Origin of the sequence: Paraburkholderia sp. SIMBA_054, assembly GCF_046534875.1 — a bacterium.
Classification (GTDB): domain Bacteria; phylum Pseudomonadota; class Gammaproteobacteria; order Burkholderiales; family Burkholderiaceae; genus Paraburkholderia; species Paraburkholderia hospita.
In genome coordinates this window covers 21,339-46,306 of sequence record NZ_JAWRXV010000075.1, presented here as the reverse complement: position 1 = coordinate 46,306, position 24,968 = coordinate 21,339, and the positions used below count along the sequence as shown (strand labels likewise).

General features: G+C 59.4%; 24 protein-coding genes. 16 read left to right on the top strand and 8 right to left on the bottom strand.

The features are described 5' to 3' along the window. Nucleotides 1-476: 476 nt before the first annotated feature. Nucleotides 477-1,931, bottom strand: a complete 1,455-nt coding sequence (locus SB822_RS47685; protein WP_410858001.1) for a hypothetical protein — start codon at nt 1,929-1,931, stop codon at nt 477-479. A 527-nt stretch (nt 1,932-2,458) separates the two neighbouring features. Here SB822_RS47685 and SB822_RS47680 point away from each other — a divergent pair. The 15 genes from SB822_RS47680 to SB822_RS47610 all read left to right on the top strand — a co-directional run bounded on the left by SB822_RS47680 (nt 2,459) and on the right by SB822_RS47610 (nt 18,045). After that, entirely contained in the window at nt 2,459-3,172 is a 714-nt protein-coding gene (locus tag SB822_RS47680) for a type IV secretion system protein (protein WP_180736639.1), read from the top strand. A gap of 5 nt (nt 3,173-3,177) precedes the next feature. Continuing rightward, entirely contained in the window at nt 3,178-4,059 is an 882-nt protein-coding gene (locus tag SB822_RS47675) for a TrbG/VirB9 family P-type conjugative transfer protein (RefSeq protein ID WP_410858000.1), read from the top strand. A gap of 2 nt (nt 4,060-4,061) precedes the next feature. Further along, nucleotides 4,062-5,321 carry a TrbI/VirB10 family protein gene (locus tag SB822_RS47670; protein WP_410857999.1) on the top strand — a complete coding sequence of 420 codons (1,260 nt, stop codon included), beginning with the start codon at nt 4,062-4,064 and terminating at the stop codon, nt 5,319-5,321. Next, nucleotides 5,314-6,120 (top strand): transglycosylase SLT domain-containing protein, encoded by an 807-nt coding sequence (locus SB822_RS47665; protein WP_410857998.1) that lies wholly within the window; start codon nt 5,314-5,316, stop codon nt 6,118-6,120. Before SB822_RS47670 ends, SB822_RS47665 begins: the two co-directional genes overlap by 8 nt. Continuing rightward, a complete protein-coding gene (locus SB822_RS47660; protein ID WP_410857997.1) occupies nt 6,117-7,382 on the top strand; it encodes a hypothetical protein in 1,266 nt (421 codons plus the stop codon). The genes SB822_RS47665 and SB822_RS47660 overlap by 4 nt, the downstream gene beginning before the upstream one ends. After that, entirely contained in the window at nt 7,379-7,807 is a 429-nt protein-coding gene (locus tag SB822_RS47655) for a lytic transglycosylase domain-containing protein (protein WP_410857996.1), read from the top strand. Before SB822_RS47660 ends, SB822_RS47655 begins: the two co-directional genes overlap by 4 nt. Nucleotides 7,808-7,822: 15 nt before the next feature. Further along, complete coding sequence (locus tag SB822_RS47650; RefSeq protein ID WP_410858003.1) at nt 7,823-8,434, top strand: toxin co-regulated pilus biosynthesis Q family protein; 612 nt, start codon at nt 7,823-7,825, stop codon at nt 8,432-8,434. A gap of 4 nt (nt 8,435-8,438) precedes the next feature. Then, the gene (locus tag SB822_RS47645) at nt 8,439-10,070 is read left to right on the top strand and encodes a type II secretory pathway protein (RefSeq protein WP_410857995.1); all 1,632 of its coding nucleotides are present in this window, start codon (nt 8,439-8,441) and stop codon (nt 10,068-10,070) included. 8 nt (nt 10,071-10,078) lie between these two features. Beyond that, nucleotides 10,079-11,359: a hypothetical protein gene (locus SB822_RS47640; protein ID WP_410857994.1), complete on the top strand. Its 1,281-nt coding sequence runs from the start codon at nt 10,079-10,081 to the stop codon at nt 11,357-11,359. After that, entirely contained in the window at nt 11,346-11,930 is a 585-nt protein-coding gene (locus SB822_RS47635) for a hypothetical protein (protein WP_410857993.1), read from the top strand. Before SB822_RS47640 ends, SB822_RS47635 begins: the two co-directional genes overlap by 14 nt. A 4-nt stretch (nt 11,931-11,934) precedes the next feature. After that, on the top strand, nt 11,935-14,331 hold the full coding sequence (locus tag SB822_RS47630; RefSeq protein WP_410857992.1) for an ATPase, T2SS/T4P/T4SS family: 2,397 nt from the start codon (nt 11,935-11,937) through the stop codon (nt 14,329-14,331). Between the two features lie 15 nt (nt 14,332-14,346). Continuing rightward, nucleotides 14,347-15,465 (top strand): type II secretion system protein, encoded by a 1,119-nt coding sequence (locus SB822_RS47625; RefSeq protein WP_410857991.1) that lies wholly within the window; start codon nt 14,347-14,349, stop codon nt 15,463-15,465. Between the two features lie 74 nt (nt 15,466-15,539). Continuing rightward, the gene (locus SB822_RS47620) at nt 15,540-16,118 is read left to right on the top strand and encodes a type 4 pilus major pilin (RefSeq protein WP_410857990.1); all 579 of its coding nucleotides are present in this window, start codon (nt 15,540-15,542) and stop codon (nt 16,116-16,118) included. A gap of 12 nt (nt 16,119-16,130) precedes the next feature. After that, entirely contained in the window at nt 16,131-17,351 is a 1,221-nt protein-coding gene (locus SB822_RS47615; RefSeq protein ID WP_410857989.1) for a hypothetical protein, read from the top strand. 25 nt (nt 17,352-17,376) lie between these two features. Next, nucleotides 17,377-18,045, top strand: a complete 669-nt coding sequence (locus SB822_RS47610; protein WP_410857988.1) for a hypothetical protein — start codon at nt 17,377-17,379, stop codon at nt 18,043-18,045. A 197-nt stretch (nt 18,046-18,242) separates the two neighbouring features. On the opposite strand, the gene SB822_RS47605 is transcribed toward SB822_RS47610, so the two are convergent. The 7 genes from SB822_RS47605 to SB822_RS47575 all read right to left on the bottom strand — a co-directional run bounded on the left by SB822_RS47605 (nt 18,243) and on the right by SB822_RS47575 (nt 24,179). Then, nucleotides 18,243-19,310: a CAP domain-containing protein gene (locus tag SB822_RS47605; RefSeq protein ID WP_410857987.1), complete on the bottom strand. Its 1,068-nt coding sequence runs from the start codon at nt 19,308-19,310 to the stop codon at nt 18,243-18,245. Between the two features lie 204 nt (nt 19,311-19,514). Further along, complete coding sequence (locus SB822_RS47600) at nt 19,515-19,886, bottom strand: hypothetical protein (protein WP_410857986.1); 372 nt, start codon at nt 19,884-19,886, stop codon at nt 19,515-19,517. A gap of 1 nt (nt 19,887) precedes the next feature. Then, a complete protein-coding gene (locus SB822_RS47595) occupies nt 19,888-20,058 on the bottom strand; it encodes a hypothetical protein (RefSeq protein ID WP_165778933.1) in 171 nt (56 codons plus the stop codon). Nucleotides 20,059-20,071: 13 nt separating this feature from the next. Then, the gene (locus SB822_RS47590) at nt 20,072-21,256 is read right to left on the bottom strand and encodes a FlhC family transcriptional regulator (protein WP_180736622.1); all 1,185 of its coding nucleotides are present in this window, start codon (nt 21,254-21,256) and stop codon (nt 20,072-20,074) included. Between the two features lie 66 nt (nt 21,257-21,322). Beyond that, nucleotides 21,323-22,657, bottom strand: a complete 1,335-nt coding sequence (locus SB822_RS47585) for a hypothetical protein (protein WP_410857985.1) — start codon at nt 22,655-22,657, stop codon at nt 21,323-21,325. Nucleotides 22,658-22,810: 153 nt separating this feature from the next. Further along, a complete protein-coding gene (locus SB822_RS47580; RefSeq protein WP_410857984.1) occupies nt 22,811-23,290 on the bottom strand; it encodes a hypothetical protein in 480 nt (159 codons plus the stop codon). Nucleotides 23,291-23,504: 214 nt separating this feature from the next. Then, complete coding sequence (locus SB822_RS47575; RefSeq protein WP_410857983.1) at nt 23,505-24,179, bottom strand: nuclease-related domain-containing protein; 675 nt, start codon at nt 24,177-24,179, stop codon at nt 23,505-23,507. A gap of 388 nt (nt 24,180-24,567) precedes the next feature. On the opposite strand from SB822_RS47575, the gene SB822_RS47570 reads away from it, so the two are divergent. Beyond that, nucleotides 24,568-24,879: a hypothetical protein gene (locus SB822_RS47570; protein WP_410857982.1), complete on the top strand. Its 312-nt coding sequence runs from the start codon at nt 24,568-24,570 to the stop codon at nt 24,877-24,879. Nucleotides 24,880-24,968 lie beyond the last annotated feature (89 nt).

The window sequence follows — 24,968 nt, the reverse complement described above, 5'->3', positions numbered from 1 at the left end:
CGTCAAGTGTTCGCTTCGCCGGGCTGAAGCCCGCACTTGACCCGCCAAGCCACCCATTCGAGATTTGAAAGAAGCAGTTTCTAAGATATACAACAGCGTTTACAGATTTAGAACCGTTTACCCTCACTCTCAGTTTCGGGTACGACTCGGAACCGACGCATGAGGAAGCAGTCGACGCCGGCATCGGCCAATCGCAAATAGTCGAATACCACATCGGCAATCTGATCCCGAATTACCCGACGGGGCGTCTTACGTTTGCAGCAACTGTAGACGGTCGCCAGCAAATCCATGAGACGGCAGCCGAGCCGCTGTCGGCTGCGTGACGCCAAGGCTGTCGCGAGTACTTTGAAGCACTGTGGGCGAGGTAACGGTCGGAAAATGCTCCCAGAATTGCCTACCTTTCCGTTGCAGGAAGCAATTAAAGAACCGTATGGCGATGCAGATCAATTCTGCGGCCGCGGCATAGCTCGATGCGCTCAGGTAGTTCTGCACGATGCACCGATCCTAACGGTTTCGAACGGGTTCGCAGCAAGGTATTGATACGAAACCAGATCGTCGAAGCACTTCCTCACCGTTTCGAGCGCTTTCCGCCGGCTCTCGTACGAGAGCGGTCCACGGAAGGGACGCCAAGTCGGTTCATTGCGCGAGCGCCGCCCCTTCATTATCCAGACAGATCGCGGTTGAGGATCCACGGCAAACTGGTTGATGTATTCGTCGGCATCGATGACATCAATGCTCGACAGCGGCTTTCCCTTCGCGATAATGGCCCACAACAACAAACGTTCGACTTCGTTTTGATATCTGTTCCGAGTCGTTGGGTTCTGGTAATCAGACAGCCAATGCTCCAGCGCAGATCGATCGTCGTGAACGCCAACAGGAGGCATGGCAGTGCCACGGTTCGATCCTACAGAGCCGGACAGGTGCGGAGGTGTTGAAAGGCGGGAAAGAGGAGCTGGCCTGTTAAGCCGTTGCTGCTGCGTAGCGAGATACGGCCGGCGCGGATCTACGCGTGGCTTAACGATGCCGCTACTGGCTCCTGCCACGCTATTAGCGTTCGCCACGCGGCCTGCGAACTCCACGTTCAGACAGCCCACGAGCGTTTCAAGGCGCGATTCACTGTCTGGATCCAACGCGTCGAGATGTATCTCCACGAATATACGGCCCGGTCGGCCGCGCCTCTCGGGCGCACGCCGCACCTTGGCAAGGAATTGTGAAGCGTCGATTCCCATAAGACGCGCCAGCATACGTTGCGGGCTCGGCTGTGGTACCACCTTCCGGGCAGCTACCGCCTCTTTGCGGATTGCCTCAACCCCTCGCACGGCTACTAAGTCTGCAATGGCGCGCCCCATTTCAAAGGTCAGGCAATCCCCCGGGAGAACACTCGTTAGCTCATTGGGTAGATTGGCCACGGCCGATGCCGACACGATTCGCGAATGCGCGATGCCCATCACCTCGGCAGCTTCGCGCATCGTTGCCCATGTTTTCAGCCGAACGCCTTCGAGATAGCGCCTGTACAGCGCCAAGGGGCTATCCCTCTTGTATGTTCCACGAAAGCCGACGCGATGGGTGCCGCATAGATGCGCCAAAATTTCAGTACGCGACTTCCCAGCCGGATCAATGAGGGCAGCACGACTCACTAGATAAGCAATACCGTTCTTATTCCTCGCGCGAACGAGTAGACGGGCTGTCTCGTGCACTATGCCAACGTCGGAAAACAGCGCCAAAATCTCGTCAGGAAATGCCGAAACAGCTAGGGCTTGTTGAATCTGTGCCCGGCGAACGCGGGGGCCCAAGCTCGTTAGTCTCTCTGCTGCCTCCGCTTGGCTTCCCCATTTTAGCCCAAGCCCTGCACGATACAGAGCCGCGAGCGCCAGCGGGTCGTCACCTAAGCTGTTGGTCCTACTAATAGCCGCGTTACTCATTTCGGTCATTCAATCTCATGATCGTCGGTTAGTGCACGCAGCTTCAGTCTCCGGAAAAAAGAAGCCAAAACTCGCGCCAATCCGTTGCCTTTCGTTTGTCGGTTTCTTGCCGGGCTAGCGCCTGGACACTATGCCTCGTCAAGCCTTACGCCAGCGAGAGAGGTCTTCGAGGAGATCAATGCCACCTTGAACGTGAAGCAATTCTCCTGATCCCGTACACGTATAACGCGTTTTTCATTGTTTGTGGCTAAGTCGTTGATTATGCAGCTATGGTTTGTGTATCGTTTATAGACCACCGCAATAAACGATACATTACCTGTACGTACAATAGCGCAACGTCGCAGCCAGCGGATCCGAAAAGACTATCAAAAAAGGTGGTCTTTCCGCGGTTTGATCCGTAACGCGTTACACGCCGCAATTCGGCCGGATCAATCGGCAAAAGAGGCAAACATAAAAGGCCGCTAAAACTCTGTGCCTTTTGCCGCAAATCGCCTGTGAGAAATTGTTTCAATGGTAGCCATTCATCAAGGGTTGCCATGCGCATTTTCAGGAACAAGCGGCAGGCCGCGCTATCCACGGCCCCCGGCATGTATGCCGAGGAAGAAGATCCATCGAAAGTCATCTTCGAGACCAGCACGCGGCTCAAGGTCGAGAGCAACCGCTGGATGCTCATCGCTTTCGCCTGCGCTGCGGTCGCGGCCGGAGCGGTCTGGACGCGTCAGCCGCCGCCTTCCGTTACTCGCGTGGTCGGGGTCTCGGCCGACGTCAGCGGTCATCCGGTGGTGACTGAACTTGTTGCCTACAAGCCCGACTCGCAGGCCTTGCGCACGAGCATGCGTGACATGGCCGTCCGCTGGTTCACGATCGAGCCGGTGCTGACCGACAGCCTTCAGACGTCGCGTATGTCGCTGAACATCAACTCGGTGAAGGCACAGATGATCGGCGCGGCCACAGACCAGTTCAAAAGCTGGCTGCGCGAGGACGCTCCTTTCCAGCAGATCTCGGCCAATCCCAAGCTGATCCGCGAAGTGAACGTGCGCAACATCGCGCTGCTGGAGGACCAGACGGTCCTCGTTGAATTCACAACGACGACCTCTCAGGCAGGCGCTTCCGGCAAGCCAGAGGTCAAGTCGTATGCGCTGACCCTGCGCTATCAGATCGTCGCGCCAACGGCCGACGCAGCACTCACCGCCAATCCCTTCGGCATCTATATTCCGTTTTTCCGCCTTGAGCGGACCGGTGGAGCTTGAACAGCATGACTTCCAGACTTCAGCGGCCGGCGCTCGGCCTACTTGTCCTGCTCGCGGCAACAGCGTTGCCGATGACCGCGGCGAACGCCAAAAAGCCTACAGAGAACGGTTCGTTCAACGCCGCGATGATTGCCGGTGACCCGATGAGTCCGGTTAATCCATTCAACGGTGGATCAGACCCGCTCACGATGCCAGGCGACGCTCGCATCGGCGTCTTCCCATACAGCCGCGACCAGATTTTTCGCGTGCTCACCGCGCCGCTCAAACTCACGACGATCGAGCTCGAGCCGGGCGAGAAGCTGATTGCCGATCCGGCTATGGGCGACAGCATCCAGTGGGAGGTCGACGACGACAAGATGAACCACGTGTTCATCAAGCCGCACAAGGCGGACATCGTCAACACGCTGCACCTGACGACGAACCGGCGCGAGTATGACTTCACGCTCATCGCGTCGCCAGCTGGCGGGTTTTTCTATCAGACGGTGCGCTTCCAGTATCCGCACGCGCCGGTGGCCCGGACGAACGCGCGCGACGATGGGAACGGAGCAGGGCGCGGCTCCGCAAATGGGGAGCGCGGCGGCGATTCGGGAGCGATTACCGTTGCGCCCGACAAGCTGAACTGGGATTACTCAGTCGACGGTAGCGCCGAATTCAAGCCCGAAGTCGTCTTCGATGACGGTCACTCGATCTGGATGCGCATGCCTGCCAAAGCGCAGACCTGGCCGGTGCCGATGTACAAGGATCACGGCGATCGCGTCGTCGGCAACTTTATCCGCCGCGGTGACTTCCTTGTGTTCCAGCGCCTCGCTGACGAGATCGTCCTCGTTTCCGGCAAGGATGAGGTGACGGTGATGCGTGGGCGCCGGCGCGTGTTCGGAGTGTTCTGATCGTGCCCAAAAAAACGGAACAGGCGACGCCCAACGCCGAGCAGGCGGCGATCGTCAAAGGCAAGACGCCCCGCAACGCCATCATGAGCATTGGGCTGCTGGCCGCACTGATCATCGGCGCGCTAGGCTTCTACTACGAGCTGAAAGCGAGCGATCAGGCTGCGGAAGAAGCGCGTCTAAAAAAGGCAACGGCTCTTAAAAGCAGCACGGAGGTACCCGCTGCAGGCACCGCTGACATCGACAAAGTGATCAAGCAGCAGCAGGAGGCGGCTGCGGCTGAGGCGGCCGCGCGCGCCGCGTCGGATGCAGCAGCAGCGCAGCGTCCGACGGTAAAGCCGATGCTGACCGGCAATGATTTCCAGCGCGAGGTGGGGTCGGGCAGTGGCGACACAGCAGCTCTCGCCGCCAGCAACAAGCAGGACGCGATCTATACCTCGTCGGTTTTCAAGCATTCTGGCGCCTCCCGTAATTCAAGTCAGCCTGCAACCGCCACGCCTGCGGGCGTTCCCTCTCTGGACGATTTTCGTGCGGCGCGCGCTGCAGCGGCTTCCGCTGCGCAGAACCCGGCAGACGCGATGGCGCTCGCGCTGGGCAAACAGGGCCAGGCACCAGAAGACCGCGACAAGGCGTTCCTGAAAGAAACGGCAGGGCAGGGCGGCATCGAGCGCACGACATTCAACGGACAGGCTGGCGGCTGCACGCTGACTCCTCCGCACAACATTCACGTCAAGACTGTCGAAGGTCTGAACTCCGACAAACCGGGGCGCGTCGCGCTGATGGTGGACGAAGATGTGTATGACAGCCTGCGGGGCGACTGCCTGATGATTCCGAAAGGATCGTTTATCAACGGCGCGTACAGTTCCGACATCAAGGTCGGTCAGGAGCGGCTGCTAGTCGCGTCGACCAGTCTGCGACTACCCAACGGCAAGAGCGTGCCGATGAACGGCATGCAGGGCGCTGACCAGAACGGGTACGCCGGATTCTCGGGCGACGTCAACAACCACTTCCTGGCGATCTTCGGGGCGGGCTTCATCACCGCTGTACTGCTGAAAAGCTTCGACAATGGGTCAACGACCTCCACGACGGCAAGCCCGATCGGCATAACGACCACCGGGAGCACTGCAGGGCAAGTGGCTGCGACGACTGCCCAGGCCGTGCTTCAACGCAACCAGAACATCCCGCCGACGATCACGGTCAAGCCCGGCGAAAAATTCCTGGTGCAGGTTACGCAAGACATCGTGATGGAGCCGTACCATGACTAGGCGCGCCATCGCTGCGCTGCTGCTGACGGCCGCGTGCTCGTCGGCGGGTGCCGCAGTGATCGAGACGGTGATCAGCCCAACGCGCTTTGTCGTTGAAGAACACGGCGAGCGGTTCGTGCTGGAGCTTCCCGGCAGGCCCGTGTACGCATGCGGCCTCCAGCGCTTCCTTACATGGGCTCAACCGCTAAGAGGGCAGAGCATCACGCCGGGGTCACGTGGCTTCGCATCTGTGCTCGTTGATGGCGCGCCGGAAAGCCTGCAGGCGTTACTGGTGCGCAATGGGTGGCTGCAGCCAGCAGCGCTTGACGACGAAGCGCAGGCCGCGTTGACCGAGCGCCGTGGCGGCTGGGCCTGTGCGTCTGCGCAGACACCATTCGACGTCATGCATACAAGCGTCGACGCGAAGATCCTTGCGGGCGTCGCGCTCAATGAGTCGGCCTACAACGGTCGCGCCTGGCCATGGACATTGAACGTCGCAGGCCGCGGCTTTTTCTTTCGCACGCGCGAGGACGCTTACAAGGCCGTGCGCTTCCTCATCGCCGACGGCCGCTGCGATTTCGATGTAGGCCTCATGCAGATCAACTGGTGCTACCACCGGCAACGCTTCGCGTCGCCGTGGGATGCGCTCGCACCTGCCACCAACGTCCGAGCTGCCGAAGACATCCTCAACGAGAACTATCGAAAGACGAATTCGGCGGTAAAGGCGGTGGCGTACTACCACAGTGCGAACCCTCAACCGGGCCGCGAGTATCTCGCGCGCTTCATCCAGCATCTCTCCCAACTCGACCGCGGGCTATGAAGCACACGCTATCCCTTATCGCGCTGGCAGTGTTCTCGCTGTCCGCGTCGGCAGCGAGCACCGATCCGCTCGACTTCGACTACCAGATCAACGGCAACATGACCGAGCGCCCGGCGCTTGTGTTCAACGATGGCACCGACACGTACCTGCAGCCGCGTGTGGGCCAGGTCCTGAAGGTTGAGGGCGGCCATACCGAAGGCCCGTACATCGTCGTGTCCGGCACGCCCGAAGTCATTTCATATTCGGTCGGCGGGTCCAGTGCAACGGCGCGCTGGAAAAAGTCCAACAGTTTTACTTCCGAGCGGGGTAACCGCAGTGGTGACATGCCCGCCGGCTTCATGGGTTTCTCGAACCGCCTTGCGCTGATCGGCGCACGCGCTCGACTGGAGACGACACGCCCGATGAGCGCAACGTTGCCGCTCGCCCAGATGGTTAAGGCACTGGTGCCGCAGGGGTGGACCGGGTCGGCGCAGAAGGACGTGGACCTCACGAACGCGCAGAGCTTCGCGACGCGCGATGGCGAGAACTGGATGCAGTCGCTCGACCGCCTGCTCGGCGCTGTGGACCTCTATGCGGACGTCGATTTCACCGCGCACCACGTCACGCTGCGTCGTGCTGCCGTCAAGTCGACCGGTGTGAATTACGTCGCGAGCGCCACGCCCGTTGATCCAATCGTTGGGGAAACGCAGACGGCGAGCGTAGTGCCGGATTCTGCCGCGGCCGCAGTCGCGAGTGGTGCGACGGCGGTGTCCGACAAGGCGCAATCCCAGGACGGGCTGGCGGTGAAGTTCGGGGCTATCGCGATCCGCGATGGCGACGACACGCACATCCAGATCCGCTTTTCACAAAGGCCTGCAAAAGAGCTCGTCTTTCGGGACATGGACGGGCATTCCCTCAAGCCAAAATGGGACGACTCAAGCAATGTCGTGACGTTTAACCGGGCAGAGCGGTTCGTGGTGTCGAACGGTTCGGACAGTGTTGAGGTCGCGCGCGTCGCGGGCCTTGTGTACGTCTTTGAGCCGAAAAACAGCGCGGGCCTCGAGGGCGTGTTCGACAAGGAAGGATCGACCTATTTCAAGTTTGCGGACACCGTCGGCAACGTGAAGGTGTCGGATGTCGCTCATATGGGATCGGGCGAGCAGAAGGGGCGCTATTACAAGTTCAACGGTACGGCGGATCAGTTCATCGTCAACGCGGACGGAAACGTCGTGAACGTCACGCGCAAACACGACGTGCGCTTTTTTGACCGGCCGAAAACATGAGTGCCCGATCCGTTGCCGCCCTGTGTGCTTGCGCCCTGATCAGTAGTACACCCGCCCTCGCTGATTGCCTTGACGACGCTGCGCAGTTCCACCGCGTCAACGTGGTGCTCGTGCGCGCGATTGCGCAACAGGAGTCGGGAATGCGCGCGAATGCGATCAACGTCAACACGGACGGGACCGAGGACATCGGCCTCATGCAGATCAATTCGTCGTGGCTGCCGAAGCTGAGGCGCTATGGCATTACGCGTGGGGCCCTGTTCGATGCGTGCGTTAACGGATACGTCGGGACATGGATCCTCGCGTCGAACATCAGACAGTTCGGTCCAACGTGGAAGGCAGTCGGCGCATACAACGCCGTCTCAACGACCAAGCAACTGGTGTACGCCAACAACATTTATCGGCGCATTCAGCGCGCGGCCCACTGAAAATTCATGAAGCCAATGATCATCATGCCCATCCACCACCGCGCCTCACTGATCGCGCGAATCTTCACATTGCTTACGATGACGGGAGTTGCAACCGCCTCGCTTGCACAGTCTCAGCTAGCGCCGCCGGCAGGCGATGGATGGCAACTACTTCTGTCCGGCGCGCCGAGCACAACTGTTGCGATGGCCGCTCCAGCTAGGTCGACCTCGGGCAACGCCACTTCATCGCACGCCTCAGTGCCGCTGACGCTAAAAGCGGCTGCCGAACCGACACAGGCTGTCGCCCCGGCTTCAAAGCAGGCATCAACCGATGTCGTTCCCGCGGTGCTTCCAGGGCCGACCGGTGCTTCAGCGCCGGGCGGCATTCTGACTTTCTCAATTACGCCGCAGGACATCAACTTGCGCAATGCGCTCGACCGGTGGCTGCAACAGCAAGGGTGGCAACTTGCCTGGAAGATCGATGACGATTTGCCGCTTGAATTCAACGCAAGCTTCAGCGGCGACTTCGACTCGGTGCTCACGCAAGTGATGCGGGCAACGAATCACATGCGCACGCCGACACGCGTTTGCGAACACTCCAACAATGTAATTCGCGTGGTCGCTCGCGCGGCCAACTGCCAGGACTAAACCGATGCGTGCAAACCGATTTCAGGCTGCTGTCTCCCTCCTCGTTGCGTCCACGCTTACAGGTTGCGTTGTTTCGCAGACCGACGTGAATAACGCGTATGACTCGGCGACGCGCGACGCGACGCACGCAATGTCCGGCATGGGTGAGTCGATGCCCCTCGTCGAACACGTGCAGACTGCCTTTCTCGGCGACCGGCTTGTCCCAGTCGCATACGAAGCCACTCTGCCCGCGGTGTTCCGCGAGAAGTCCGTTACCCTACCGGCGAACCTGCCACTCTCGAAGATCGCGACAATGCTTTCGGACGCCGCAGGTTACCCCGTGCACCTGAGCCCGGACGTTTTCATTCCGCGCGATGCGTTGATCGAGACGAGCTCAGGCAATGCCAACGGTGGGAACGGAGCAGCAAAGGTTCCGGTCCAGGGGCTCGGACAGGCTCCGACAAACGTCGACCCCGTCTACCGGCAGCCGGGCAACGCGAAGCTCGGGCAGTACCTGCACGGTCTGACGGAGGATCTGGGGCTCGCGTGGAACTTTGACGGTGCGACGATCAATATCTCGCGCTTTGTGACGCGCACGTTCCAGATTGCGGCGATTCCCGGCACAGTCAACATCAAGTCGTCGATGTCGAAGGGCACGGATACGTCCACAGGTACGCAGTCGACAGCGAACGGCACGACCAGTGCCAATACGGGTTCGTTCGCAGCAGTTACGTCGACGGGCCGCGACGGCAAGTTCGATCAAATCGACCTGATCACGAAAGAACTGGAAAGCCTGAAATCGCCTCTCGGCAAGATAACGGTCAATCCGCAGAGCCGCCTTGTCATGGTGCGGGACACGAAGGAAGCCGTGGACCGGATGAGCGAAGTGCTTACGCGCGAGAATGCGATATCGACGCGCCAGGTGTCGGTCCGCGTGCGCACGTTGCAGATCGCGCTGAACAATGGTTCGCAGGCGGGCGCAAGCGCCGACATCATCTTCAACAAGATCTCTAATGGTCTCCTGCAGTACTCGATCAGCGTCGTGTCGCCCACATCGCTTGCGACCTCGGCAGGTTCGGTGGGACTTTCGATCCTCAAGCCAAATGCGCCGCTCACGGGTACGAACGCGGTAATCAATGCGCTCAACACGTATGGCAAGACGATCGCGGACAACACCCAGACGAAGATGACCCTCAATGGCCTGCCGATGTCGATCGGTTCGTTTGAGACCAAGGGCTATCTGGCGGCAACCACCCCAGCGACGGGAACGCTCAGCGGCGGGGCCGGTCTGCCGGGTCTGACGCCTGGATCGGTCACTGTGGGCGACTTTGTGAACATCCTGCCGTCCGTGAACGATCACAACCAGATCATCCTTTCCTACTGGAGCGACAGCTCGAAACTCAACGGGCCTTTTACGACGATTGGCACGGGTTCTGGTGCATCGGCACAACAGATCCAGTTGCCGGATATCGTGGGCAGCAAGGATGACCAGACCATCGCGCTGTCTGATGGGCAAACGGTCGTCATGTATGGCGCGGTGACGAACAACTACGATGGTTCCAGCAACAACGGTATCCTGGGCTTCAGCGGAGCCTGGAACAAGGCGAAGACGTTCCAGGTGATCATGCTGACCGCGAACGTCGTGCCGTCGATGTGAGTGGCGCGATGCATTTCGAAAACATTCCCAACGAAAAGAAAGCAAGGCTCGTCTTTGGCCTTGAGTGGCGTGCGTTCGCCACGAAGGGTGGGGCTGCCGAGCGTCGACGCTATGCGCAGGAGCTCGACGCGACACACTTCGTCGAGATCAAGGGCAAAGATGAGACGGTAGCGGGCTTCTGCGCGCCGGAGTCCTCCGAGCGCAAGGGTGTGAAGCTCTATTCCGCGGCCGCGCGCATCGCTGTGCTCGAGCGCGTGCGTTCCAAACCTGCCGTGCTGGTCCTGATCCAGGATGGGCAGCGGGTTCACGCCGTGCTCGTTGTGCGTGGCGCCGTTCGTACCGATGAAACAGTCCCACTGAATGCGCTGGCATCGCGTCGCGTCGCTCTTGAGGAAGAGTGTGTACGCGATCGTGTCGATCTGGTCACGATCGGCTACGGCGCGGATCTGGTAGACCTCGATGAGCCTTTTGCTGCGAGCGAACTGCTCCGCGGCAAAAACGTCGGCCTCGTCAAGAAGCTGCCCGTCAAGGTGCCAAAGGCGGTACCGCTAACGGTCATCGCGGTTGCGGTGATCTACGGTCTGAGCGAGGCGATCAGTTATATCAATCCGCCCCCCCCGCCAGCAGCGCCGCCGCCGACGTACATGCAGGAATATCAGACTGCGGTCGCGCGCGTGTTTTCCGGTCCTTTGCCTCTTGCTTCGCAACTTGCGCCCGTGCTGCTGGACACTTTTGGTCACCAGGAGACCAACGTGGCCGGATGGCAGTTCGAAAAGGCGTCGTGTGGCGTCACCGGTTCGTGTTCCATTACCTTCAAGCGCGAGGGCGGAACATTTAAAGAGTTCGACGCTCGAGCGTCAGCACAGATGCGTCCCGTCGTCTTCAATGCTGACGGTCTTCATCTGCAAACCAAAGGACCCGCTGTCCCCCACATGCAGAAAGTCGCGTTGGCGCAGGCAAAGCAATGGCCCACGGCACAGGCGCTCATCAAGCAGCTTCAGACTGACCCTCAACGTCTTTCGACCAGGCCCGACCAGCTGATGAGTCATGGTTACGTCGTGACGTTGAGGCCACCACAGCGCGTCCTTGCCCGTCAGCCGATGGCAGGGGACTTGTCCGGACCTGTCGTTCAGGCGGGCGACTGGACGATCGAAGGCTATATGTGGCAAAGCCGACTGCTCGCAAACCTGCCGGACAACATGTCTCTCGACACGCTTGAGCTTGAACTGAAAGAAGACGGCACCGGCGTTCACTTCACGGCGAAGGGTAAATACTATGTTCTCCAATAACACCGTCCGCGTTGCGGCGGCATCGTTTTTTTCCCTCTGCATCGTGAGCCTCGCGCATGCCGATGAAAAGCACCTGACGCTGGACGACATTGACGGTCTTGCACGTCAGAACCTGGTCAACTCGATGCGCAAGACGGACGCGACCCAAGCGCCCGCGCAAGGTATCGGTCTGAACGCTCCGTTGTCGGCACCGCCGGCACCTCCTGTGACCCCGGCTGTGGTCGTACCAAAAGGATCAAAGCCAGTTGATCCGCCCGCGCGGCGTACGACACCCGTCACTTTCGTTGGTGCATACAGCGATATGGGCGGAGTTCACGTGCTGTACGACTATCAGGGCGGTATCTATTCCGCCACGCGCGGTGAAAAGTTGATTAACGGCTGGGTCGTCACGCGCGTCGATGGTTACCACGTTGCCGTTTCGGAAGGTAAGCGGACGTGGTCTGAAGTCATCTCGACATCTGCGGCGTCGCTCCCGACAGGAGACAGCGCGGCAGTGCAGGCTATCACTGACCTTGGCGGCCCGCTTCCTATGGGTACTCGGGTGGGTTCGTTCGGTCCGAACGGGAGATAAGGTAATGAGTCTTTTTTCTGGCAACGAGACGGACGAAGATCAGGCTGGCGGCGGATTTCTGAAGCGGTTGCGCGGCATCAGGCCAACAGCGTTCGTGGAAAGCGGGCGTAGCGCGACCCGCGCAGCGCAGGAACCGCACTTCAGCGAACCTACGAAGGCGATCAATCCGACCGTGTCGTTTCTCGGTCGCAAGCTGTCCGGTGACGACATCACTGATGTCGAGGAATTTACGGAATCTGACGCTACCGGGTCAGCGCCGCATACTGCGACGGCTACGCGTGAGGCGAGCGCGGTTGTTGAGACGCCCGCGCCCACAACGGAAGATGTTCCGACGGCGCGGACGCCGGACCCTGTTGTGGGCGCGGGTGATCTGAGCGCGTCCCTTGGCGACGTGTATGCGGAAGGCGAGAAGGCGCTGCGTGAGCTGGACGAGTTGATTGCAGCGCAGTCCCGCCCTATTGATCGCGCGCGCGCCACGGCACCTTCGAGCGCTGAAGTTGTTCGGCCCGCTGTTGTGGCCGAAAGCGCGCCTATGTGGAATGAAAGTGCCGTCACGTTCTCTCATCATGGAACACCTGACGAAACATCGGCACTTGCACCGGCTCCCGCATCGGCGCCTGCAACGGCGCCGGCCTCCGCCAACGTGCGTAGTGCTGCGACAGGGCAGGCTGCGAGACGTGCGGCAGCCGCGTCCATGCGGGACAACGATGAAGACGAGGGCCACGAGCAAGAGCCGACCAGCACGATGACCGGACGTCCCGCGCTGGTGTCAGCGGAAGCCTTGCCCGATTTCAAGCGCGTCATTACTGGCGTTGACGCAGACTCGACACTGCGCATATCGGCAGCGGTGCGCAAGGAATTCGTTGCCGTGGAGATCCAGCCGGGCATCGCAATTGTTGCGGCCACGGCCCGCTTCAGCGAGCGGGCGCAGTTTGCGACGTTCCTGAAAGACCTCGCCGCACACGATCTACTGGTGCAGGAGGAAATGATCGCCACCGAGGAAGTAATCGCGGCGATCTACGAAGGAAAGCGCGACGTCGCCCTGAAAGGCGAACGCGAGGCGTCTCGGGCTATCGGCAACTTCCGTGACATCATCGAAGCCGCCCATGCATACGGCGCGAGCGACGTGCATATTGAGCCGCGCGATTTCCTCGGGGAAGTTGAGGTGCGCTTTCGCGTGAACGGCGATCTCTACACATACCGGCGGCTTCCGAAAAACATCGTACGCCGGGCGTTGTCCGCCGCGTATTCGGACCTTGTACAAAAGAACACGAACTCGGGCAATTCATTTCAGCCGAGTGCGCCGCAGTCGGCGATGATCCCGCTTGTTCTGGGACGGGACACCGTCAACCTGCGCTGGCAATCAGCTTCGACGGTCGGCGGCTACGACGTTGGCCTGCGTCTGCTTGACGGCAATTTCAAGAACTATTCGGTGCTCATGCCGGACCAGATGGGGCTTTCTCCGAGTCAGCTTGCCCTGATCGACACGCTCAATTACGTGAGCGGCGGTGTCACGGTTCTGACGGGCGAAACGGGTTCCGGCAAGACGACGCTGTTGCGTGCGCTGTCGTACATGCTGCCCGATCGCGAACTGAAGAAGCAGTTTGCTGTGAGTGAGCCGTCCGAGTATCCGCTGCCGTGGCTATCCGAGATTTCGATCATCCGCCGTCCGGACGAGTCCGACGACGAGGCGAACCGCAAATACGCAGAAGTGATCCGTACGCTCATGCGTATGGACCCGGATGACGTGACCATCTCCGAAGTGCGCGATCGCGTGGTGATGGGACTGGTGTCGGAACTGGCGCTGACGGGACACCCGGTTCGCTTTTCGTTGCATGCGGGGGACATTATCTCAGCCGTCATGCGTATGGCGGGCGGCCGCCTCCAGTTGCCGATCGACGAACTGGCGGCAGAAGGCTTTATCAATGCCGTCGGCAATCAGAAGCTGGTCCCGACGTTGTGCGAAGACTGCAAGCTGCCGGCCGAAGATGTGATGCAGAAAAGCGATCTCGAGCTGCTGCGCTCGAAGTTCGGCCTCGACACGACGAAGATGGCTTGCCGCGACCATGCGGGTTGCCCGACTTGCCGCCTCGACGGACTGTTTTCGCGCGACGGCAAGGTCGCCGGCGGCACGACGCGCCCAACACTCGTGGCCGAGCTTTACCGTCCTACAGAGGAATTTCGCGAGCGGATTGCTGCACGAGACTGGCGCGGTGCGCGTGCCGTGTGGCGCGGCGAGCGCAGGACAGGGTTCGATAACGAGGACATGACCGGAAAGACGCTATATGAACACGCTCTTTTCAAGGCTTCCCGCGGTGAAATCGACCCACAATTCATCAACCGTTCGATGCAGGCTCTCGCGCAATACCGCGTGATGCCGGGTGCTGACGGAAAACTGTAACGAGGGTGATGGGTCATGTTGAGTTCGTTGATCGCCAGGTTTCCTGAGGCGACGCAGATGCGGATCGCACGTTGGCGTTTCCAGAGCGTGCGCGAGACCTTCTATAAGGAAACCCGTCTGGATATTGAGAAGAAGGGTCTTCGGGACGTGGAGACCTTGCGTGAACGTCTCGAGACCTATGAGAACCGCAACCGCAAGCGCGACCGCATCGAGTGGAAGGTCTTTGCGCGAGTCCGTGAGCGCCTCGTGAAGGGTGACTCGTTTTCCGCCGCGATCAAACCGTTCATTCCAGGCGACGAATACACGCTGTTCGATATCGCGGACGAGTCAACGCAGAAAGACGCGGTAGCCCGAGGTTTCGAGCTTGCCGAGATGGCCGCGTTTGCAAAGCGCACGCTGTCATCACAGACCACGCTGCAGGTGGCTTACCCGACGTTTCTGCTGATCTATCTGTACGGTTTCTGCATGATGTTCGGCGGCATGATCTACCCGCAGGTTGTCGAGATCAAGCCGTTAGAGCAATGGCCCGATGTCGGACGCCTGCTGTTCCATATTGATACTTTTGCCTACGAGTACTGGTGGATTTCGGCCTCGCTGATTATCGGAACGATTGCGTTGTACTTCTACACGTTAAAGCGCTGGGTCGGTCCGCTGCGCAACCGGTTCGACAGATTTCCGCTCATGTGGCGCAACCGTCGTGACATGCGCGCAGCGCTGCTGATTGTGTCGCTGGCCGGGCTGTTCGATTCCAATCTGACTTTGCGGGCGGCTATTAACCGGGTGGCGCAATCCTCGGACCCATGGATGCGCTGGCATCTGACCACGATGAGCAAGCGTCTCACGCAGCGTCCCGATCAGCCGATGCGGGCTCTTGACACTGGCATCTTCTCGGAAATGATCGTAGACACCATTACCGATGCAGCGGGCCGTGACCAGTTTGAAGCGGCGATCAAGTCGCTCGGTCGCGATTCGCTTACGCGTGTGGTGGAGGCCGTAAAGCGAAACGCGCGGCTGACGCATTACGTGCTGCTCTGTTTCGCGGTGATCGCCTTCCTGACCATCGGTGTCGGTTCGTATGTCGTCACAGGAGCCGTGAACATGAGCGGTGGCATCCCGACAGCCGGCGCGCAGTAAGCGCTCGACCTGCAGTTTCATTTTCAGCCACGTCAACTGGCGTGAACTTTGGGAGAAGATTTATGCAACAAGAAATGACTAAGGCCACCCGTTTGCGTTTGCTCCAGATGGCTCGACGCAGGAAACAGTCGGGCGAGCTGTCGCTGATCGAGGCGGGTGCCTACATGGCGGGCGCCGCGCTCCTGGCGATCGCGGTGATCAAGGGTGGGGCTTATGTCTACACCCTGATCAAGTCGTCGCAGTTCACGAGCGAGGCGCAGATGTTCCATACGGGCATGCTGAATGCCACACAGAACGACGCCGACTTCTCCACTGAGACACTGACTACGCTTGCCACGAACCGGGCGTTCGACGCGGCAGGCGCACGTCTGGCGTCGGACAAGTCGTCGTTGAAGGGTATCTTCAACCAGCCAGTGACGATCTCGGTCGGTACGCTGAGCACGGCCAATGACTCGCTCATCATGTCCTATCAGGTCCCCGCAGCGGTATGTTCGATGAGCGTGGCCGCGTTGACAAACACGTATTCGCAGGTGGCAGCGAACGGAACGACCCTCGCCGGTCCAACGACGACTTTTAGCAGCACCACGGCAGGCACAGCCTGTGAAGCGGGAGGCGCATACGCGACGTTGCAGCTTTACACGTCGCGCACGTAATCCGGGGCGGCTATGGGCAGCTTGCTGGAAATGATGATCGTGCTGCTGGGCTCAGCGATTCTGACTGTGCAGGCGATCAAGGCGGATGTCGCGGATAAGCGTGCGACGATGCTGTCGATCGAAGGTCAGAACGAAGCGACGCTCGTTAGCGCGTTCGAAGGCTGGATCTCAGACAACTTCGGGACGATCCTCTCGCAGTACACGGCGTCGGGAAATGTATCGACGTTGACGCCGCCAACACTCGCGCAACTCGTCGCGGCAGGTAATCTGAAGCAGACGCATAGCGCAGGACCGTTCTGGGGCGGCTCGTATGCGACCTCCATGACGATGATACCCGCCGGCTGCACGCAGGCGGCGGGCAACTGCCGCGTGGCTTTCACGATGTATCCGACGAAGCCCTTGCTCAAGGGTGGTCAGCCTGACGTAGGCGGTGCAGCCCAGGTGGCTCAGGCTGGCTCAAAGCTGGCCGGGACAAGCCAGTTTGGCTATTCGAATTCCCAGAACCCGGCCGTGATCGGCGGCATCAACGGATCGTTCACAACCGCCAATCCGCTTGGTGCCAAGGCAGCGACAATCCTGGCGACGAACGGTCCCAACGATGATGGCAGTTCGGTTTATATCCGGCGCGATGGGAGTCTTACGTGGACGGGCGACCAGAACGTGAACGGCGTGAGTCTCCACAACGTCCAGAACATCGACGCGCAAGGAACGATAGCAGCCCCCGCACTGGCGGCATCGAACGTCGCGGTAAGCAATGCGATTCGTACGCCGTCGACCCTCTACGTGCAGAACGCGGCAGGTAGCGCGCCGGCTCCGCTGGACGCGGGCGCGGCAGCAGTACACGGTAATGCAGCGGTCGACGGTTTCGTGAAGGTCGGAAACCTTGCAGTGCCGGGGACCGCATGCTCCGGCACCGCGATGTCAGCGAACAGCGATGGTTCGGGGCAGTTACTGCAATGTCTGTACGGGACGTGGCTGCCAATTGGAGGTCGCATTCTGCGCATGGCGTACTGGCAGGTCGTTCACGGCAGTGTCGTCCCCGCGCCAACGTGTCCGAATGGTGGGCTAGCTCAGATCGAACTGACGCCGCAAAACTTTTCCGTCGATCCGACAACGGGCGTGAACTTCGGGCCCGTAACTGGCACGGGTCCGTGGACGATCCTCATTTACGACGGTGTTGGTAGCCCGATTCCGGGCGCGCGAGGCGTCGTCTCGACCTATTGCGCGTATTAGTTCCCGAAAAGAGAAGGATAACTAGATGAAACGCTGGAAGAACTTTTGGGGCGTCCTGTCGGTGGCGATTCTGCTGGCGGCAGGGAAGGGCGCGTTGGCCAAACCCGTACTGTGCTCGCCAGGCTATCAGGATTCGACGTGCGGGTCGCCCGTTAGCCACGCAGCCATTCCGCAGACTCAGTGTTCGGCGGGTGCTGGCTGGACAACGCTTTCTCCCGCTGTGTGGCAAGGTGCGCAGTGGTCGGCGCCCAGTTGTCAATATCAGCCGCCGCCAACATGTTCGTCCGGGTGGACCCAGGCTTCCGCACCGTGGTGGAACGGGTCGTCCTGGGTCGGGCTGTCCTGCAACCCGCCTTTTTTGCCGTTCGACCCCAATGTTCAATGCGCCGCAAGGTTGCCGGCAGGATACTCGCAGGCGGCCCAACCCGCCGACGGCTTCCCGTATTCGTACTGGTCTCTGGCTACCGCCGCCGAGTTGGGCACATCGTCCGTGGCGCAATACCTGGGCAATTATGGAATGCCAACGAACGATACCCTGTATCTGGTTGGCGCTGTCGGTCCGCTCTATCAGGCAGAGTGCGGCCAATTCAACGATTATGGAGCCTTGTGCGCCGTCAGTCCGAGCAACAATATTGATGCCGTCTGGGTTGTGTCGAACGCCAACAATAAGCCGGGCTGCGGCGGTGGGAACTAGAGTCGATAAGAGTGTGATGCCTCTCGATCGTCCCCGACCCTCTCGCGTCGTTGTGAGGTGATTGGCGTGTCAGTCTGTTCAGCTGACACGCGTGTAAATCGAATGATCTAGTCACGCCGACGGTAAAGTCCTCCCAAAATGAAAAGCGCCCCGGTGGTCAAACCACGGGGCGCTTTGGTATTGCTGTTGGGACCGGATTACAACTGCTGGGTGCCTGTCGTGAAGGACCACGTCACGTTGACCGGCGTGCTATCACGCGCACCCGAAAACGACACCGTGTAGGTCGTGCTAGTCGACAGCGGTGCCAGCGGAAGGAGGAAAGCAACCCCTGCAGGAAGCTCACCACTGTTTACGTCAGCGGTAGCGCTAGAGGTCGATCCCGCGAGGGCCTGCGACGGAACAATGATCCGCGTGGGCACAACCGAACCGCTCGACGTCGTCAGCGTAAAGCTCGTCACGGTCAGTACGTCACCCTGATTTGCTGCGTTCACGCGCACCATGATCGGCCGTCCGGGCGTGGCGAGGTCCGGTGCCGGGTTGGGAGTTTCCGGGAACATCTGCAGGAACACATTCGTCTCGTTGGAGAGTGGCACATGCGTGATCGCGGTCGTCGGCATCTGTTGTCCGCTCGCGGTCCGTCCGAAATCCAACGTACAGGCGTTCATGATCCCACCCGTCATGAGATGGCTGCCGTCGGCTGACCCCAAACCGATCCCGATCGTCTGGAATGTGTCAGTCGCCCCAACCAGGTGGTACATCGTATTCAGCAACTTGGGCAGGCAATTGGCAAAATCTACGCTCGCAGTCGGGGGCGAATTGACCAGCCAGGCTCCAACGTCTTCGCCGACAGATACGGTAGATGAAACACCAGCCTTCTGTGCACGGCTAGGCGGCGTGTCGCCGTAATAGGCGGCGTTCGTCGACACTTCCGTGTGGGTCAAAGCAGGGATGCTGCCGTTACCCACGTTCGTCGCGAGATACAGCGCATGCGCGTTTGCAGCCGTGTCGAGCGCCGCGTCCTGCGCGAGCAAGCCCACTCCCATTGACTGACGGTAGGAATTGAGTTGCGCAAAAGTCATGGCTTGCATCGAGCTACTCGCATATGTCGGCGTCGCCACAGAAGTTTGCAGGGAACCGCTGTTCGTTGCGGGTGCAGCTGCGCTGGTCTGCTGACCGCTACTTCCCCCGCCACCACCGCCGCACGCCGACAGGGCGAGTACGGTTGCAAAAGAGATAGCCGTGAGAGCGGAAATGTTCTTTTTCATTGCTTTACTTCCTCGGAGTGTTATTGGCTGTGCCCCTTTGCACAACCGTACTTTCATCTTATCGAGCGCCATCTGAAGTCAAGGCGACCCGCGATCAGTGAGCGTCCTGACCTGCGCTCGTTGCTCAGCTAGTGACCTCGGCGACGAATTGTAATAGCCGGTAAGTTCCGTCTGAGTACTTCGTTGCAGGCACGCAACCGTTTGCTAGCGCCGCCGGGATTGTTCTCGTCTTCGCTTTATGCGTATCGCAACAAAAATTCCGAGGAGCACGACACCCGCAGCGACCGGTTGCTGTTTGCCGACCGTTGTGAGCAGCAGTGATCCTCCCCACGCCATAATGAGGAAGAACACCAGATGTTTGAACGCCTTGCTGTCCAGTACGCGCAATAATCGGGCGCCGGATCGTTGCTCACACCGCTTCGCATATTGTTCGTTGGCTGTTTCGAGGTCGAACGTCTCGGGCATCGCCTGACGCTCGGCTCTGTAATGACGCTCGTAGTGTGGGAAGCGAGCGTCGCCACGGCCTCTGAGCCAAGCCGCGGCGCTGTCGCCAAAAAGATAAGCGAAGTCCTGCATATCAGTGCATCACGTCCGCTGTGAACTCCACTACGCCGATCACACCCGGGATGCATTGGCCGTCGGCTTCGGCGTGGAATTCGCCAGTTTCAATATCGCGCCAGCCGAACTGGACGCGGCCATCGTGCGAAAAGACCACCAACCCAATCTGAACCGCGAAATCCTGATGCATGGCGCGACCTCCCTTAATGTGGTTGCTTGCGCTTGCTCACCTGACTCTTTGGCGAGAGAAGGTAGTTGCAGCCGGGGCAGCTAAAGTCTTTCGCCAGTTCGATCTTTCCCTCGCCGTTGGACAGGACATAATCGGTGCCGCAACCGCGACAGGCCGCCATCGTGAGGCGTGAGTCGAGCGCCATCGCTCGCGTCAGATGGTTTCCACGATCTGCGGTAATCACAAGACTCTTGCCGAACGTCTTGGCCATGATGTCGTTCGCCGCAATCAGCGCTTCGGGAATATTTCCGCCGTTGTCCAGGGCGCTGCGGTACAGCCACACGTATGTCGTCGCCTGGAGCCGATGAACCGATTGTTCGACATACCAGGTGAGCGACGTTGGGTTGCATCCGCAGGGAGAGCTAACGCCGTGGATGTGCTTATATGTGGCTCGAGCCTTGCCCGGATTGAGGTTGAAAAGATTTGTCGCAGTCGAAGCTCGGCAGCCTTGCGCCATCATCATTCGGGCGAAAACTTCCTTGTCGCTGCGTTCAAGCCGCAGATCCGTCCAGGCGTTCTGATAAGGCAGCGATGCGGTGCTGACGGGCGACGTGTGCATCAGGTAGTGCGCAACGGTCTCTTCGGTAAGCCAGCCAGCGCTAAATTCCATCCAGAAATTCGCGTCGTGGAAACGCCACCGGAACAACGGGAACTTGATTGCGCCGATCGCGTTGTCGAGTCGCGCCATCGGCAGCCCTTTGAGATACGACGCAAGTTCCCTGGAAATGCCGAGCAGAGGGATCGCGGCGACGTTCATGTGCAACACGTCCTTGAGCAGCTGGACGTACGCCTGATTGTAATGATAGATGTCGCGGCTAGTGATTTGATCCACCCGCGGCATCTCTCTGGTTAGCCTCTCGACGTTATGTGAGTCCATTGCGCCGTCGACGAAAGTCTCCCAGTCGCGTGGATCTTCAAGCACCGGAGCAAGCGCGACAAACGGGAGATTCATCAGCGTTGCCTTCGCGGCGGCATGCTGCCGGAAGGTGTCCATGTTGGCGAGCGAGACGCCAAAGATGCTTTCGAGCTCGGAATGTCCGGCGAGCGCAAGGAACATGAAGTCGGTAAGCGAAAAGTTCGTACGTTGGATCTTTTCAGCCAACCACGGGGTGAGCAGTACGTTGCGTGCTTCGGTGCTGAGAGCTTTATCAGTAGACATTTTTGTTCATTCTTCGTGTTGATCCGGCGCCCGGTCCGAGGCGCCATTCGCTATCGCATCGGTCTATTACCGTTGCAACGCCGCTTCGATTTCGGCGACATACTTGCGCAGTTGCGCAGCCAGGGCCTCGAGCGCGGGGTCGTACTGCTTCGGATCCGTGGATGCCAGCACAGCCAGTTGGAACGAGCTCATCTTGCCGCTGACGTCCTCCCAGGCGGCGGTCAGCGCTTCAAGAGAAGTGTGCACTGCCTTGTTGGCAATCAGTTCCGCTTGCTGACGCCTGAGTTCCGCCTCGATGTTGACTTGTTCGTCTTTGAGAGCCTGCGTCCTGCTCTTTGCCTCTTCGAGTTCCTCGAGCGCTGCCATCACCGCTTGCTTGGTTGTTTGATAGCCTGCGGGAAGCGTTTCAACGGGAACTTCGACCTTTTCCACTTTCGCTGGCGCATTCTGGGCAGCAACAAGTTGCTGCGAAAGCTCCTCGAGCTTTTTGTTTTTGGCAGCCAGTTCCTGCTCCATCGCCGGATAGCCGGAAGTGCGCTCGGTCAGTGCGGTGCGAAGGTTGGAGATGCTGCTTTCTTTTTCGGCAAGATGACGCTCGTAAGTGGCAAGCTGCTCCCTGAGGTGCTGGCTCTCGCGCTCAGTGACCTCAAGTTGAGTCTTGTGGTCCTCAAGTATTTCGTGGATGTTCTCCAGTTCGCGGGCGGCGTCTTCGACTTGCTCGTCCTTGAGCTGCAACTCTCGCAGCAGCCTTTCGACGTCATCCCGTGTCATCTTCTTGCTGGGATCCTTAAGCTCTTCGGCTTCCCGTTTCTTGAGCTTGATGACTTCGATCTGCTCGTCCGTAACGTCTTTGGCGGCTAGCAGATTCAGTTCCCCATAGCTGAAGATACGGATCGCTTCAGCATCGTCCGCAAATCGTTGGTGGCAGCGAATGTAGCCACGAGCGCTGGGCTGTGTGATACCCAGCACCGCCTTGAAGAAGTCAAAGCAGAGTTGCGCTGCCTTCCGGCGCGCAGTGAGTGTGTCACCGACCTTACCGGTGTGATGAGTGATGGCCATGTTGACCATTTGCTGAAGGTTGCCGCCGAGGATGATCAGCTCTTGAACGATCTTCGCGCGTGACTCTGCAGCCGACAGCATGTGCTCAACGAGCTTCGCGATGAAGTCGCTGCCTTCGGGCCCCGTGCCAAAGATCTCACGCGCGGCCGCCGCGATCCTGTCGCGCGACACTGCGTTCGGGTCTTGCACACTGAAGACAAACTCAGTCATCGGATCGAACGAGACCAGATCCACGGCTGAGGCCGTGTCATCGTCCTGGTACGTGTTTGTCGGAACCATCCTGTGAACCGGCGCCCGGCTCGAAAGCCTCAGGTCAGTTCTGGAAGTCTTGCCATTTTGCATTCTTCTCTCCAGAAGTTGAAAGGACGACCACCCTCGTTGTCGTCGTTGAAAAGAGCATTCGCCCTAAATCGAAGCGTGGCTTCGCTAACTCACTTATTGACGCTGATCGCTCGGACTGTTGTTTCCCGAGCCGGTTGCCGGGCCTTGCCGCCGTTACGACTCGTCACGTCCGTCCTCGCGGTCACTCTCTGTGAGGGACCGGAAGAGGACCATCAATTCTTCGCGCGTCATGTCGGGTTTTTTCTCCTTCGCACGAACAATTGCGTCGATATGGTCCGAACTGACATTCTTTCCGGCGAGCGCGTTTAGCTCGCCATACGTCAGAATCCGTGTCGCCGCAGGGATGTCGCCGAACTTTTCATAGCACCGGATATATGCTCTGGCGCTCGGCGTCGAAATGCCCATCGTTTCCCGAAAAAACCGGTAACAGAAAGAGACGGCTGCTCGTCTATTGCCCGGCGTATCGCCAAGCCGGCTAACCTGCAGCTCAATGGACTTCTTCATCATTTGCTGGAGGTTTTCGCCAAGACACACCAGTTCTTCTGCTTTCGTAGGGCGTGACAAGCGATCCGCCTCACAGGCCTCGAGCAGTGCATAAATGGCCTTGAACTCATCGTCGTTTGCTGCGCACATAGAGCACCGTTGATGCAATTTGTAAGAGAGAGTAACGCGTTGGATTCGCGCTCAACCTGTGAAAGACGGCGTTTTCATACCGTCTTTTGCCGGAGTGCGGGTCAGGCTCTCCCTGTTTTCAGGAACCGAAGACATACATATCGGTCACATTTCGGAAACATTTAATGACATTTGTAAAACGATTACTCTATTGCTGAACGTGAAGCGGTAAGTTTTACCTCGCAACCCGAGCGCGGTGGGCGTCCATCGCAGCAGGGGACGTTTCGATCAAAACCGCGATTCCCTCGGCAGCCTTCTGCACGTCGACGGATTGCATCCCAGCGTAGCTGTCGCGTCGCGCGCGGAGCCAGTGCGGCAAGTCGCTGAGAGACAAAAGGTCGGAATGGAGTGCGGGGCAGAGATGTGCATCGTCAGAAACCAGCAAACCTGCACCGGCGACGAGCCACAGCGAGGGAAGGCGGCTGCGGAAAAAGGCGACCTTCGTCCGGTTCTGCTCCAGCGGCGATCGGCGGTCCTCTGCCTTGCCGTCGCGATCTGTCCTCGTCAGGAAGCCGGGAACCGAGGCAGGACTGATATAGCCCGACCAATTCTTGGTCTCGAACACGAAGATGCCGAACGGGGTAACGGCGAGGTGATCAATCTCGGCGGTGGGGAAGTCCGCCCCAGGCGCGTGCTCAACAATGATCGGCCCGTTGAAAAGATGGTAGTCAGCGCCGCAGAGAGCGGTCAGGCTGTTACGCAACGCGGCCTGCGCTTTCGCTTCGCCTGCTTCTCCGAGCGCCGAGCTACGGTCCGTGGGTTTTCGCCGGAACAGGTCGCCAAACGACGGACGTTTTTTTCGAGCGACGATTTGCCACGCGGCTACTCCCAGAAAGATCTCAAGAATCATTGCTGCCCCATGCGTTGATGATGAGATCAGCTTGACACGGCTATTTGGAAGTCAAGGAAGTGAAAGACGCCGGATTCGTATTCCAAAGGCGAAAGCACACCTGTTTTCTGAAGCTTTTCCGCCGCCGGGTCGACTGGCGATGCGTAAAGTCACTCTTATCCCCGCGTCTTGGACGCATCGACTCGAGTTTGTTGGCCCTGTGACGTAATGCGGCCGCGCTCTATCCCCTGTTCGCTTCCGCCGATAGCTGCTTTTGTCACGTCTTGACCGAGCCGTGAGGAAAGCGTCTCTCCGCGCGCCCGATTTCCCTGCTCACAAGAGCATCGAAACGGTCCAGTGCCTTCCAGCCTGGACATCCCCTAGTGCGTTAATTTTTCTGGAGAGAAAAATGCCGAAGCAGTTCTTGATGAAGGCGACTCGTTCGCCCACGTCGTTTCTCGCTGTGTGCTTTGCGCTTTGGCTCGCGGCACATTCATTTTTCGCCGCACTCTTTGTCGGCTTCCTCGCGATTAAATGGATCAGATCAGCGATTCGCGACACGTTGAAAGACGAGAAAGAGACGAGCGATACAACACCGGCAACGCCGACGACTGCCAAGCCTCAGGCCGAAGCGGTCCCGACGGCGGCTGTAACACCTATCAAACGACAGTACGCGAAATCGCCTGTCGTTGTTCCTCTTAAGACCGGCACCGACGAATAGTCGAGTCGCCTCAACAGCACGGACGCCCCTCCAGGGCGTCTTTGCAATTCACCCCAACGGGAACCCTTCCCGTTGCGGGGCATGGGTTT

What these genes read in the sequence shown, in the direction of transcription:
- SB822_RS47645 (WP_410857995.1), top strand. Translation starts at nt 8,439, where the DNA reads ATGCGTGCAAACCGATTTCAGGCTGCTGTCTCCCTCCTCGTTGCGTCC.
- SB822_RS47640 (WP_410857994.1), top strand. Translation starts at nt 10,079, where the DNA reads ATGCATTTCGAAAACATTCCCAACGAAAAGAAAGCAAGGCTCGTCTTT.
- SB822_RS47685 (WP_410858001.1), bottom strand. Translation starts at nt 1,931, where the DNA reads ATGACCGAAATGAGTAACGCGGCTATTAGTAGGACCAACAGCTTAGGT.
- SB822_RS47590 (WP_180736622.1), bottom strand. Translation starts at nt 21,256, where the DNA reads ATGTCTACTGATAAAGCTCTCAGCACCGAAGCACGCAACGTACTGCTC.
- SB822_RS47655 (WP_410857996.1), top strand. Translation starts at nt 7,379, where the DNA reads ATGAGTGCCCGATCCGTTGCCGCCCTGTGTGCTTGCGCCCTGATCAGT.
- SB822_RS47650 (WP_410858003.1), top strand. Translation starts at nt 7,823, where the DNA reads ATGATCATCATGCCCATCCACCACCGCGCCTCACTGATCGCGCGAATC.
- SB822_RS47570 (WP_410857982.1), top strand. Translation starts at nt 24,568, where the DNA reads ATGCCGAAGCAGTTCTTGATGAAGGCGACTCGTTCGCCCACGTCGTTT.
- SB822_RS47575 (WP_410857983.1), bottom strand. Translation starts at nt 24,179, where the DNA reads ATGATTCTTGAGATCTTTCTGGGAGTAGCCGCGTGGCAAATCGTCGCT.
- SB822_RS47675 (WP_410858000.1), top strand. Translation starts at nt 3,178, where the DNA reads ATGACTTCCAGACTTCAGCGGCCGGCGCTCGGCCTACTTGTCCTGCTC.
- SB822_RS47665 (WP_410857998.1), top strand. Translation starts at nt 5,314, where the DNA reads ATGACTAGGCGCGCCATCGCTGCGCTGCTGCTGACGGCCGCGTGCTCG.
- SB822_RS47620 (WP_410857990.1), top strand. Translation starts at nt 15,540, where the DNA reads ATGACTAAGGCCACCCGTTTGCGTTTGCTCCAGATGGCTCGACGCAGG.
- SB822_RS47635 (WP_410857993.1), top strand. Translation starts at nt 11,346, where the DNA reads ATGTTCTCCAATAACACCGTCCGCGTTGCGGCGGCATCGTTTTTTTCC.
- SB822_RS47615 (WP_410857989.1), top strand. Translation starts at nt 16,131, where the DNA reads ATGGGCAGCTTGCTGGAAATGATGATCGTGCTGCTGGGCTCAGCGATT.
- SB822_RS47610 (WP_410857988.1), top strand. Translation starts at nt 17,377, where the DNA reads ATGAAACGCTGGAAGAACTTTTGGGGCGTCCTGTCGGTGGCGATTCTG.
- SB822_RS47585 (WP_410857985.1), bottom strand. Translation starts at nt 22,657, where the DNA reads ATGCAAAATGGCAAGACTTCCAGAACTGACCTGAGGCTTTCGAGCCGG.
- SB822_RS47595 (WP_165778933.1), bottom strand. Translation starts at nt 20,058, where the DNA reads ATGCATCAGGATTTCGCGGTTCAGATTGGGTTGGTGGTCTTTTCGCAC.
- SB822_RS47580 (WP_410857984.1), bottom strand. Translation starts at nt 23,290, where the DNA reads ATGTGCGCAGCAAACGACGATGAGTTCAAGGCCATTTATGCACTGCTC.
- SB822_RS47630 (WP_410857992.1), top strand. Translation starts at nt 11,935, where the DNA reads ATGAGTCTTTTTTCTGGCAACGAGACGGACGAAGATCAGGCTGGCGGC.
- SB822_RS47625 (WP_410857991.1), top strand. Translation starts at nt 14,347, where the DNA reads ATGTTGAGTTCGTTGATCGCCAGGTTTCCTGAGGCGACGCAGATGCGG.
- SB822_RS47605 (WP_410857987.1), bottom strand. Translation starts at nt 19,310, where the DNA reads ATGAAAAAGAACATTTCCGCTCTCACGGCTATCTCTTTTGCAACCGTA.
- SB822_RS47660 (WP_410857997.1), top strand. Translation starts at nt 6,117, where the DNA reads ATGAAGCACACGCTATCCCTTATCGCGCTGGCAGTGTTCTCGCTGTCC.
- SB822_RS47680 (WP_180736639.1), top strand. Translation starts at nt 2,459, where the DNA reads ATGCGCATTTTCAGGAACAAGCGGCAGGCCGCGCTATCCACGGCCCCC.
- SB822_RS47600 (WP_410857986.1), bottom strand. Translation starts at nt 19,886, where the DNA reads ATGCAGGACTTCGCTTATCTTTTTGGCGACAGCGCCGCGGCTTGGCTC.